Genomic DNA, 12,116 nt, shown 5'->3' with positions numbered 1-12,116 from the left:
AGCAGGAAAAGCGTGACGAATGGATGGGACAGCTGCATCGGAATCATATTCAGCAGGTGGCCAGATGGCGACATCAAGTGCTTGCCGTACAGTTATCTATGCTAGTATGTATGTTTTTGCTATGGGAAGTGGCAGGCAGACTTCGCTGGATTGATGTGTTGTTGTTCAGTTATCCGAGTAAAGTTTTTGTCCAGATTGGCAAGGACATCGCTAGTGGCGAGTTGTGGGCACATGTTGGGGTAACCGTAGGGGAAACGGCAGTTGGTTTTTTATTGGGAACACTCGTTGGAACCTTGCTTGCGGTTTTAATTTGGTGGTCTCCTTTTTTGTCCAAAGTGTTGGACCCCTATATGGTTGTGTTCAACAGTATGCCAAAGGTAGCACTTGGCCCGATCTTTATTGTGATGTTCGGCGCGGGTTTTACAGCGATTGTCATGACCACATTGTCCATCACGGTCATTATCACGACACTGGTGGTGTATAACAGCTTCAATGAAGTCGATCCCAATTATATTAAAGTCATTCGTACGTTTGGTGGGGACCGTTCCGAGATTTTTACAAAAGTTGTATTACCTGCTTCTTTTCCGGCGATTGTATCCACCTTGAAAGTGAATGTTGGCATGGCTTGGGTGGGTGTAATTGTGGGTGAGTTTCTGGTCGCCAAACAAGGGCTCGGTTATCTCATTATCTACGGATTTCAGGTATTCAACTTCACACTTGTATTATCGAGTCTGTTAATTATTGCTGCAGTTGCAACAGCCATGTACCAACTTGTTGTCTATGCAGAACGCAAAATGCTGGCTGGCCGCAGGTGATTCGGAAGTGTTTTACTCGTAATGTGACCGGGTATGGTATGTATACAATTTCACAAGGGGTGTCACGTTGCCCGATACTGTAAAATCAAGTACCATATTTAGTATGATTATTCCGCGCAGATCCGGAATGAATGCGATGATTGGAGAAGAGGGCCTTGAGGTTCTGTCGCAACGATCTAACTTGCCAGCGTCCCTCATTCGGGGCGTGTTGCTGTGACCGGCATGCATGCGCATGTCGGTTGATGTCGTCTAGTTTACATTTGGATGAGACATACTAGTCATCATAAATGAATGAGGCGACGAGCTGGCTAAGAATTTTTTTGCAGCTTAGAGGAGATGGAATGTTAAATGGGTTTTAGGGTAATTAAAACTGCAATCGCCGCATTAATGGCTGTATTGATTGCAGACTGGTGTCGCTTGCCGGGACCAACATCAGCGGGATTGCTTGCCATTCTTGGCGTGGATGTAACGAGAAAACGAAGTATTCGCACCATATCGGCGCGGTTCTTTGCTTCCGTAGTTGGACTTTTATTTGCAAGTGTACTTTTTCACTTTCTAGGCTTCCATTATTGGGTGCTGGCGGTATACATATTGATCGCATTCCCGGCTATTGTCCGGGTAGGCTTCAAAGAAGGTATTGTTACAGGTTCTGTTGTTGTGTTTCGGGTGTTCGGCGGCGGGGAGATGGACGTGCATGTCGTCCTCGTACAAATTGCTTTGTTGTTAATTGGTCTTGGTTCCGCAATGGTGGTTAACCTGGCCTATATGCCGGCAGCGGATCCACAGATGCTACGCATTCGCAAACGAATCGATGAACTCTTCTCGAAGATTTTCAAGGAATTTGCGGCCACGCTGCGTAATCCCAATGAAGCATGGGCGGGGAGAGAGCTGATTGAAGCAGATCAAGCGATCCTTGGCGGTATTGATGCTGCCAAGCGTTCTCTGGAGAATCAGGTGATTCATCCGAATGAGGAATGGAGTGTCTACTTCTATATGCGCAAAACGCAGCTGGACTCCATCCAGCACATGATGCATCTGGTGTCCCAGATCTATCAGAAGATGCCACATGCGGAAATGGTATCGGAACTGTTCGATCAGCTTAGTCAGGATGTACTTACTGAATCCTACACCGGACGAACTGAAAAACTTCTTGCGAATGTGCAAGAAGAATTCAAACGTATGGAGCTGCCGGATACAAGGGAAGAATTCGAGATTCGTTCCGCAATTCTCCAGTTGTGCCGTGAACTCGCGCTGTATCTGAAAGTCGCGAAGAAGGACAAAGCACCGTCCCCAATCTCGGACCGGTCCCAATCTACAAACGAATAATAGAAAATAGTTGTCACCCTAGACGAATGCCCTGCATACACTTGTAGTGAATGATTGTATGGAGGAGGTTTAAAGATGTCATTGAGTCATAAACATCAATGTAGAGAGATTATCACGAAGGCGATCTGCGGCAAAGGTCGTAAGTTCTCTACCGTAACACATACCGTGACTCCGCCAAATGGTCCGACAAGTATTTTGGGGGCTTGGATTATCAACCACCAATATGAAGCCGTATCAGCGGGTGACGGAATTGAAGTTATTGGTACTTACGATATCAACATTTGGTATTCCTACGACAAGAATTCGCAGACGGATGTAGCCAAAGAAACGGTCTCGTATGTAGAACATGTGCCTTTGTCCTATCTGGACCCGAAACACCGGACTTCCACAGTGGAGGTATCTGCGGATGCAACGCAGGAACCCAGCTGTGTGGAAGCCACAGTATCAGCAGGTGGAAGCAGTGTAATTATCCGGGTTGAACGGGAATTCGCTGTGGAACTCGTTGCCGAAACCAAAGTTTGTGTGAAGGTCTGCACAGATGGTTGCGGTGATTACGAAGACAAGGACTATGACTTTGGCAGTGGCGATGGAGATTATGACGATCTCGATCCCGATCTGCTCGACGATGAACTGTGAGTTTGACGCCTGTAATGGATAACCTAAGGTATCATATGCGCCAGAAGGCGCGGTGAAGAGGGCGTAAGCCCTCTTTCTTCTTAAATATTGAAAAATGGGTGGTAACGAGCCTCGCAATGTGCCTGGAATACCTTTCACGGGAAGGCTCCGCATTGCGGGGTTATTTTTATTTTTGGTTGCATGATCCGGGAGGGGGGACGTAATGAATGTGATGGAACAAGCGGAGGAAGCGCTGCGACGATATGAAAGGATGACTTCTGGACAACGTGCAGAACGGTTGAAACAGGCAGGCATTGAAGTATTGTCACTGCACGATCGGCGCAAACGTGAACCAGGCTTGCGTGTACGCTATGACGTAGAGATAAGTTGTCTGCAGGCGATCCGGATCAAACGCAAGGATACTAGTGGCATGGGAGGGGCACAGGAAACTCTGGTGGAGCGTGAAGGGAGTTCAACCTTGTTCAAGCGCGTAGAACGACTTGCGATCAAAACGCTGTATACGTTAGGACTGGATCATGGAGCTGTTCGAATGGAATCCTCAGGGAATGGCGGCTGTGCAGTGATTTCGATTGACCCGTGTCCCTGGAAAGGGGTGACCAACCTTGCTGCTACCTATAGGGAAAGCTGGAAGCAGCATCAGGAACTGCTGGATGAGGAGCAGAGTCACAGACCCACTCCGATACTCGGCATGGACCCGGAGTTTCTTCTGGTGCAGATGCCGGAATCCAAAATCGTACCCGCCTCCAGATTTCTTGAACGTACAGGAATGGCAGGCTGTGATTCCGTGACGATTGGTGGACGGCGCATATATCCGGTTGCCGAATTGCGGCCTGCTCCCAGCTCCGAACCACGAGAACTGCTGGCTCATCTGATGAGGGCATTCGCAGCCGCTTCCCGCAGCATCAGTGATCACTCGCTCATCTGGCAGGCAGGAGGGATGCCACAACGGGGGTTACCTCTGGGTGGTCATATTCATTTTAGCGGGGTGAATCTTACCGGGGAACTGCTTCGTGCACTGGACAATTATCTGGCATTGCCACTGGCATTTCTGCAAGACCCACGTGGATCGGGAAGACGACCCCGTTATGGAGCGCTTGGTGATTTTCGCCTGAAATCCTATGGTGGGTTTGAGTACCGTACGTTACCCAGCTTTCTTGTGTCGCCCCTTGTTGCGAAAGGTGTTGTGGCCTTGGCAGGTCTGATCGCGAGCGGGTATACTCAATTACGGCAGCGTCCGTTGGCGAAAGCTGAGGTTCATGCCGCTTTTTATGAGGGAAAGCGCGAAGTGATTCAGGAACACATTCCAACTCTGGTAGATGATCTGAAGAGGTTGGATGGATATGCACGTTATGAACGGTACGCGTGTCCGTTACTCCTTCAATTAAAACTGGGAAGAACTTGGGATGAGAGCCGCGATATTCGCAAACTCTGGAATATTCGGGCAGGTTCATGAAGTACGGACGTTTTTTTGATATAATAAGAAACAAGTCTTTTTAAGTGCGAGTTCAAAAAGAACGGTTTTTAGTACCGAGAAGATTGGATGAAGCTAGAAATGGAGTAGCGGAGCGTAGGAAAACTACGTGAGCAACGGACATTTCGGCTGAATGCCATATTCGACGCTGATGATGCCACTAGGCATCCTTCGTAATCAAAAGCGGACTTTTTGAACAACCTTTATAAGTGAGAGCTACGGAAGATATGGAGCAGCAACCTTTGAAGGAAGTGGCGATTAGCCAACACATAAGGCGGAGGCGCAAACACAGTGCCTGACCGTCTTATTGTCCTTCCAGGACGCGTTTCTTCCTGACATTATAGGAACGGGATGGAGGATATTCATCATGGCTCAGTATACGCCAATGATTCAACAATATTTGCAAGTGAAGGCCGAAGCACAAGATGCTTTTTTATTTTTTAGACTGGGTGACTTCTATGAAATGTTCTTCGAGGATGCGATTAATGCTGCTCGTGAACTTGAGATCACGCTGACTGCACGTAACGGGGGCACGGATGACAAAATCCCGATGTGCGGTGTACCTTATCATTCGGCTGACAATTACATACAGCGTCTGATTGAAAAAGGATATAAAGTTGCGATATGTGAACAGATGGAAGATGCCAGTGTAACCAAAGGCATGGTACGACGTGAAATTGTTCGTGTGGTTACACCCGGAACGGTAATGGAAGGCAAAACACTAGGGGACAAGTCCAATAACTACATGGTGTGTCTTACAGGTAATCAAAATACGCTGGCGCTCGCGGCCTGTGATCTGTCAACGGGTGAGTTGTATGTGACTTCGGTACCATATTCCAAGGAATGGCTTAAGGATGAAATCGGCATCTATGAACCATCGGAGCTGGTGGGGGATGCAGCGCTGCTCGAAACGGTAGAAGCCGAGGCATCTCCAATCGGTCGCCCTGTGGTCTACACGGCGTGGACAAAGAATAAGGAAGAACTGGTCCGTCAGCAGTTTGGTGAGGCTGTATGGGCAAGATTAGAGCCTGAACGTCAAGCGTGCATTGCACGTCTTTTCTCCTATCTGAGTGAGACACAGAAACGTTCTCTGGGACAATTAACCCAAATCTCAACGTATGAGCCGGATCATTATATGATCTTGGACCCGTTTACCCGCCGGAACCTGGAATTGGTTGAAACCGTGCGTGAACGCTCCAAAAAAGGTTCATTGCTCTGGTTGCTTGATCGGACCGAGACGTCCATGGGTGCAAGAATGCTGCGTCGCTGGGTCGATAAGCCATTATTGCAAAAAGGGAAGATTAATGAGCGTCTTGAAGCAGTGGATACGTTGTACAACCAGTTTATATTGCGTGAGGACCTGCGTGCAGAACTCAAAGACATCTATGATTTGGAGCGCTTGGTAGGCCGAATTGCGTTTGGTAATGCCAATGGTCGTGACCTGAATGCGCTCAAATCATCGCTGGAGAAAATTCCAGGACTCCGTCAGCATTGCGCAGGATCATCTTCCGCAACACTGCAACATATTGCCGAAACGATGGATGATTGCAATGATCTGCGTGAAGCGATCGGGCAAGCCATTGTGGACGAGCCGCCTGTATCGGTAAGGGACGGAGGCCTGATTCGTGAAGGGTATCATGAACGTCTGGATGAATTGCGTGAGGCTTCGGTCAACGGGAAACAGTGGATTGCAGAGCTGGAAGCGCGAGAGCGTGAGGCGACGGGCATTCGATCGCTGAAGATTGGATATAACAAAGTGTTTGGTTATTATATCGAGATCACCAAGTCCAATCTGTCCGCGCTGCCAGAGGGACGTTATGAACGTAAACAGACACTTGCCAATGCAGAACGATATATTACGCCGGAGTTGAAGGAAAAAGAGACGCTGATTCTCGAAGCTCAGGACAAAATGGTTGATATTGAGTATGGACTATTCGCAGAGCTGCGCGAGCGGCTGAACAAAGAGATTGCAAGATTGCAGAAGCTGGCTGAACAGGTAGCGGAAATTGATGTGTATCAATCTTTTGCGGTGATCAGTGCTGAGCGCAACTTTGTACGGCCCACGTTGACCGACGGTTATGATCTGGTTGTGGAAGAAGGACGCCATCCGGTCGTTGAGGCGGTCATGCGAGATGGCGCATTTATTGCCAATCACACGGCAATGACCAAGGAAGAGGCACGTATTCTGCTGATTACTGGACCAAATATGGCTGGTAAGAGTACGTATATGCGACAGGTCGCTTTAATCTCCATTTTGGCACAAGTGGGTTGTTTTGTACCTGCAGCTCAGGCGGAAGTGCCGATCATGGATCGTATTTTCACACGGATCGGTGCCGCGGATGATCTCATTGGTGGACAAAGCACATTCATGGTGGAGATGGCCGACATTCAGGTCATGACGGACAAAGCCACACCACGCAGTCTGATTATAATCGATGAATTGGGACGGGGAACGTCAACCAGCGAAGGCATGGCTATTGCTCAGTCTGTTATTGAATATGTACATGATATCATCGGCTGTAAAGCCCTTGTATCAACTCATTTCCATGAGCTTGCTCATCTGGAGGAGAGTCTGGACAAGCTGGCCAACTACTCCATGGCGGTACAGGAGAGTGGTGACAAAGTTAATTTCCTGCGCAAATTGATTGCCGGGGCAGCCAGCAGCAGTTATGGTATCTATTGTGCGCGCCTTGCAGGTCTGCCTGATAGTATTATTGAGCGGGCGAATGGACTTTTGCATGGGTTTGAACATGCGGCAGCTCAGGTTGCGGTGGGCAGTGAATATATCGGAAACGAGAAGCAGGAAGAAGGCTTGAAATTAAAAGATGGAGAGCTCCAACACACGGATTCAGCGTCTATGCTCCGGGAGCATGATACTGCGGAAAGTGCAGATTACACATCTCCTATTGAAGATTCGACCGGGGCTGGGAAGCAGCATGCCAAGAAATCAAACAGCAAAGCACAGTCCAGCGCAAACCATTCGGATGTGGTTCAACTGTCCATCTTTGGGGATGATGAGCCGAATGTGGCAACGAAACCGGATGTAGTTGCGGTGGATAAACCAGCGCGAGAATTCATCCGTACGATGAAAGATATCGATGTCATGAATATGACGCCTCTTCAGGCGATGCAGATATTGAATGAACTCAAATTGAAGGCACAGCAATTATCCTGAGTATAAGGGAGGGGAAAACCTGTGGCGAAAATACATGTGCTTGATGAACATATTGCCAACCAGATCGCGGCGGGTGAAGTGGTCGAACGGCCTGCTTCAGTTGTCAAAGAGTTGCTCGAAAACTCGGTGGATGCAGGCGCCACCAAGATTGAAGTGACGGTGGAAGAGGGCGGACTCCTCAGTATTCGTGTCAAAGACAATGGTTCAGGTATCGAGCCAGAGGATATGGAAACCGCCTTTTATCGTCACGCGACCAGCAAAATAGCTCATGGCCGAGATCTGTTCCAGATCACAAGTCTTGGATTCCGTGGAGAAGCCTTGGCGAGTATCGCGGCAGTATCCAAGGTAGAGGTATTGTCGGCAAGTGACAATGACGGGCGAGGACGCCGCATCGTGATTGAAGGCGGGAACCTTGTCTCTCATGAAGATGCAACCTCACCCCAAGGTACAGATTTTGCAGTGAGAGAACTATTTTACAATACACCTGCCAGACTCAAATATATGAAAACGATCCAGACGGAACTGGGACATATATCAGATGTCCTTTACCGAATGGCGATGTCTCACCCAAACATTTCGTTCCGACTGCGCCATAATGAGAATGTGTTGCTTCAGACATTGGGTAATGGCGATCTGCTGCAAGTGGTTGCAGCGATCTATGGGACAAGTGCTGCCAAAGCGATGCTTCCCATCCGGGGTGAAAGTCTGGATTACCGGGTGAGCGGGCTGATCAGCCTGCCAGAATGGACACGAGCGAATCGTAATGGTATGTCAACGATTGTTAATGGGCGATTTGTTCGCAATTACGGTCTCAATCAGGCGATTCTCAAAGCCTACCATACCTTGCTGCCCATTAATCGCTTTCCACTTGTCGTGGTGCAGTTGGAGATGCACCCCTCTCTTGTGGATGTGAACGTGCATCCAGCCAAGTTGGAGGTTCGCTTCAGCAAGGAACCAGAACTGTATGAATTTATAGAGACGACGTTGCGGGGTATACTCCGGCAGGAGGTATTAATTCCACAGGTCAAAAAACAGCAGATTCGACGTGGAGACGATAGTTCCTTTATTCAGGAACAATTTCTCTTTCCACGTGGTCCGCTGAAAGACCAGTCTGATGCAGAAGGGTATGGGCAAGAAGGTCCACTCGGGAAACCTTCTAATGCATTGTTAAAGTTGACTACGGAAGATGATGATCTGGATTTGGATGCTCCGGCGGATGTGTCCGCAGTACAGCCGGTATCTGAACAGAAACAAACCGTGCCTTTGCCCGAAGCTCCACCTGAGGTTACACACCCCCCTGAGCAGTTAGAAAGTTGGAACGAGGATATTTTGCAGAAGGGGGCGAGTAATGATGGGGGGCAGACAATCTCTAAAGTGCAGGAAGGTACTAAGGATGTAAGTACAAGTTCAAGTACAAGTTCTACCGAAACTGTTCCCAAATCTGACCTCTCTTCTCAAGATGGTGGGGATCGTGGAGCAACAGAAAAACCGTTGGCTGAAGGTAAACCAGCTACGTATCGCTCCGAATCTGTAAATTCACCGGTTAGGGAAGCTCGGTCAACCTACAACCCGTCTTCGATTGCAAGAGGCGAACGGACGTGGAAAACCTCAGGTCTACCTGATGCCACTAAACTTGCTGCAGCCATTAAATCGGATGCATCCATGCCCGAATTTCCTGAGCTGAGTCTGATTGGACAGCATCATGGTACGTATTTGATCGCGCAAAATGATCAAGGTTTATATTTGATTGATCAGCATGCCGCTCATGAACGTGTGAATTATGAATACTATTACGAGAAATTCGGTAACCCTGCCCAGGCCTCACAAGAGTTACTGCTGCCGATTACGCTGGAGTTTACACCTTCGGAGACGGAAAAGCTGAAAACAAGACTGGCCTGGTTCGAACAGGCGGGTGTATATTTGGAGCATTTTGGTGGACAGACGTTCCGTGTGCGCTCCCATCCGTTTTGGTTCCCCAAAGGGGATGAGAAAGACATTATCGAAGAGATGTCCGAATGGGTTCTAAGCGAACGCAGCATAGATGTAGCCAAAATGCGAGAAGCTGCATCCATCATGTGTTCCTGCAAGGCGTCTATCAAAGCTAACCAGAAGCTGACGGATCAGGAAGCAGAAGTGCTGATTCAGCGTCTGGGTTCTTGTCGGCAGCCGTACACTTGTCCGCATGGGCGGCCGATTGTGGTTTCATTTTCAACGTATGATCTGGAAAAATTATTTAAACGAGTGATGTAGCTATTTAGGGGGACATTATGTACATTACAACCGGTGACAAGGAGATAGCCTCTCAGGTGGAGCGTGCACGTAAGCTCGCCGAAACGACAGGAGGTACCTACGTTCCGCGCAATAGAACATCTTTACCCAAACTGATTGAACATTATGGTATCAACGAAATCCTGGTCGTGCTCAATGGCAGAGCGCGTTTGTTTCGCAAAGATGCGACGGAGCTTGAGTTTCACCCCAGTATGGGATTTGTTCGCGCTAAACGTGTTCTGAGAGGTGAAGCCGATCCTATGCTGGAAGCTGGTGCAGTACTCGAAGGAGACACCATTGTTGATTGTACCGCTGGACTCGGTTCAGATGCGCTGGTATTTTCGGTTGCGGCTGGGAAGAGTGGACAAGTCATCGCCTGTGAAAGTTCTCAACCGCTCTATACCCTGTTGCTGGAGGGCATGTCTCATTATAAGAGCAATCAGCCCTTGGTGGATGAGGCTTTCCGGCGCATAGATCTGCGGCATGTGGATCATCTTGAGTTACTCCGGTCCATGCCGGATCGAAGCTGTGACACCGTATATTTTGACCCCATGTTCCGTGAACCAATGATGGATTCAAGTGCTATACAGCCCTTGCGAGATTATGCAAATGCTCACGCGCTGGATGAACAGAGCATTATGGAAGCGAAACGGGTTGCCCGTAAACGGGTAGTGATGAAAGAAAAGCGCGGCAGCGCGGAGTTTGACAGGCTCGGATTTGAAATACTTGATCGGGCGAATGCAAAAACCCTGTACGGAGTGATTAATGTTGAACGTGGAAGTTAAACCAAAACCCAAACTGCTTGTGTTGGTTGGACCAACAGCAGTAGGCAAAACAAGAATGAGCATCGAGCTTGCCCAAGCTTTCAATTGTGAAATTATCTCAGGGGATTCAATGCAGGTATATCGTGAAATGGATATCGGAACAGCCAAGATTACCTCTGAAGAAATGAAGGGTGTACCTCATCATCTCATTGATATTCATGAACCGGAGTACCCGTATTCTGTGGCAGAGTTTCAGGAGAGTTGCACCCGATTGATTAGTGAAATCCATGAACGTGGTAAAATGCCTTTTATTGTAGGTGGCACCGGTCTGTATGTGGAATCGGTATGTTACGGCTTCCAATTTTCCGATAGTGGTTCGGATGAAGCATTTAGGGAGCAACAATTCAGCTATGCGGAGCAACATGGCGCACAGGCCCTTCATGATCGATTGAGGGAAGTTGATCCGGTCAGTGCAGATCGTCTGCATCCGAATGACCAAAGGCGAATTGTACGTGCGCTTGAGATCCATCACCTCACAGGCGAGAAGTGGTCTGATCAGCTGGCAGTACAGAAGAAAGAGTCACCTTATGACCTTCTTATTGTTGGTTTGACAATGGATCGCCAGAAGTTGTATGCCCGGGTAGAAGAACGGATTGATCTGATGATCGAACAAGGTCTGGTAGATGAAGTGAAATGTTTGTTGGAACGAGGAGTGGCCAGAGGTCATATTTCCATGCAAGGACTGGGATATAAGGAGATTGCAGCGTTCCTGCAAGGGGAAGTGAGTTGGGAAGCTGCGGTGGAGTGGTTGAAGAGGGATACGCGCCGGTTTGCCAAACGGCAGCTTTCCTGGTTCCGCCATATGAAGGATATTAAATGGGTGGACATGACGGATACCCAGGATTTTGAAGGAAAATACAAGCAGATAAGTGAATTGATTACACGGAAATTTGATTGATTTGAGCGATGATTAGTATTCTTCTGACAGGCATCGAATAGATCAAGATATGTAAACCTCTACCTTTTGGTTATCAAAAGGATAGAGGTTTTTATTTATCACTAGAATAGGTTGTTGAGATTAAGGATTCGCTAAACAATGAATAAATGAGCTTTAAAATGAAGAGTTTGTCCCTCTTTTGCAAAACTGGCAAGCGGTGTATAATGGATAAGTCTTCTATTTGTTCGCCTCGCCAAGAATGGGTGTAAAATAGCAGACAAGGGGTTTTTGTGGATTATATGAAACTGTTCATGATATAATAGCACGAAAGCTACTCAGCGATATTGAATATTACTTGAACACGAATTCAAATGAACCAATGGGGGTACGGCTAATGAACAAGTCCATCAACATCCAAGATACGTTCTTGAACCAACTGCGGAAAGAAAATATTCCTGCTACGGTCTATCTGACCAACGGCTTCCAAATCCGCGGGACGATCAAGGCATTTGACAATTTTACGATCGTCATTGACAGCGACGGACGCCAGCAAATGGTCTACAAGCATGCCATCTCCACGTTCACGCCGCAACGCAGCGTATCGCTGATGCAGCAAGATAACAGTGGCGAAGCTTAAAAAAATTACGAAACCTTTTCACCAACCATTTCGTCTACAAGTATAGGTATTGAAACAGAGCAACCTGAATAAAGGGTTGTTCTTTTC

10 protein-coding genes are annotated in these 12,116 nt (G+C 48.0%); all 10 read left to right on the top strand.

Translation table 11 applies throughout. The features are described 5' to 3' along the window. Window positions 1-23 precede the first annotated feature (23 nt). The 10 genes from F0220_RS17980 to hfq all read left to right on the top strand — a co-directional run bounded on the left by F0220_RS17980 (window position 24) and on the right by hfq (window position 12,029). Window positions 24-815, top strand: coding sequence for an ABC transporter permease (locus F0220_RS17980; RefSeq protein ID WP_373419790.1), 792 nt, complete (start codon window positions 24-26; stop codon window positions 813-815). A gap of 67 nt (window positions 816-882) precedes the next feature. Next, on the top strand, window positions 883-1,032 hold the full coding sequence (locus F0220_RS32545) for a hypothetical protein (RefSeq protein ID WP_167544411.1): 150 nt from the start codon (window positions 883-885) through the stop codon (window positions 1,030-1,032). Between the two features lie 131 nt (window positions 1,033-1,163). After that, on the top strand, window positions 1,164-2,141 hold the full coding sequence (locus F0220_RS17975; RefSeq protein WP_091011949.1) for an aromatic acid exporter family protein: 978 nt from the start codon (window positions 1,164-1,166) through the stop codon (window positions 2,139-2,141). A gap of 75 nt (window positions 2,142-2,216) precedes the next feature. Further along, entirely contained in the window at window positions 2,217-2,777 is a 561-nt protein-coding gene (locus F0220_RS17970) for an outer spore coat protein CotE (protein ID WP_062835006.1), read from the top strand. Between the two features lie 202 nt (window positions 2,778-2,979). Continuing rightward, the gene (locus F0220_RS17965; RefSeq protein ID WP_223199724.1) at window positions 2,980-4,230 is read left to right on the top strand and encodes a putative amidoligase domain-containing protein; all 1,251 of its coding nucleotides are present in this window, start codon (window positions 2,980-2,982) and stop codon (window positions 4,228-4,230) included. 385 nt (window positions 4,231-4,615) lie between these two features. After that, a complete protein-coding gene (gene mutS, locus F0220_RS17960) occupies window positions 4,616-7,423 on the top strand; it encodes a DNA mismatch repair protein MutS (protein ID WP_105599249.1) in 2,808 nt (935 codons plus the stop codon). Between the two features lie 21 nt (window positions 7,424-7,444). Continuing rightward, window positions 7,445-9,673, top strand: coding sequence for a DNA mismatch repair endonuclease MutL (gene mutL / locus F0220_RS17955; protein ID WP_091011952.1), 2,229 nt, complete (start codon window positions 7,445-7,447; stop codon window positions 9,671-9,673). A gap of 17 nt (window positions 9,674-9,690) precedes the next feature. Next, a complete protein-coding gene (locus F0220_RS17950) occupies window positions 9,691-10,476 on the top strand; it encodes a class I SAM-dependent methyltransferase (protein ID WP_105599248.1) in 786 nt (261 codons plus the stop codon). Then, window positions 10,457-11,413: a tRNA (adenosine(37)-N6)-dimethylallyltransferase MiaA gene (miaA, locus tag F0220_RS17945; RefSeq protein ID WP_197997655.1), complete on the top strand. Its 957-nt coding sequence runs from the start codon at window positions 10,457-10,459 to the stop codon at window positions 11,411-11,413. The genes F0220_RS17950 and miaA overlap by 20 nt, the downstream gene beginning before the upstream one ends. Window positions 11,414-11,786: 373 nt before the next feature. After that, window positions 11,787-12,029, top strand: coding sequence for an RNA chaperone Hfq (gene hfq, locus F0220_RS17940; protein WP_017687918.1), 243 nt, complete (start codon window positions 11,787-11,789; stop codon window positions 12,027-12,029). Window positions 12,030-12,116 lie beyond the last annotated feature (87 nt).

Source organism: Paenibacillus sp. 37 (assembly GCF_008386395.1).
Taxonomy (GTDB): domain Bacteria; phylum Bacillota; class Bacilli; order Paenibacillales; family Paenibacillaceae; genus Paenibacillus; species Paenibacillus amylolyticus_B.
Note: the sequence above shows the minus strand (reverse complement) of the source record. Positions and strands in the feature narration are given on the sequence as shown.

Coding starts and splice junctions, on each gene's coding strand:
- F0220_RS17980 (WP_373419790.1), top strand. CDS start 24: ATGGGACAGCTGCATCGGAATCATATTCAGCAGGTGGCCAGATGGCGA.
- F0220_RS17975 (WP_091011949.1), top strand. CDS start 1,164: ATGGGTTTTAGGGTAATTAAAACTGCAATCGCCGCATTAATGGCTGTA.
- F0220_RS17970 (WP_062835006.1), top strand. CDS start 2,217: ATGTCATTGAGTCATAAACATCAATGTAGAGAGATTATCACGAAGGCG.
- F0220_RS17965 (WP_223199724.1), top strand. CDS start 2,980: ATGAATGTGATGGAACAAGCGGAGGAAGCGCTGCGACGATATGAAAGG.
- mutS (WP_105599249.1), top strand. CDS start 4,616: ATGGCTCAGTATACGCCAATGATTCAACAATATTTGCAAGTGAAGGCC.
- F0220_RS17950 (WP_105599248.1), top strand. CDS start 9,691: ATGTACATTACAACCGGTGACAAGGAGATAGCCTCTCAGGTGGAGCGT.
- miaA (WP_197997655.1), top strand. CDS start 10,457: ATGTTGAACGTGGAAGTTAAACCAAAACCCAAACTGCTTGTGTTGGTT.
- hfq (WP_017687918.1), top strand. CDS start 11,787: ATGAACAAGTCCATCAACATCCAAGATACGTTCTTGAACCAACTGCGG.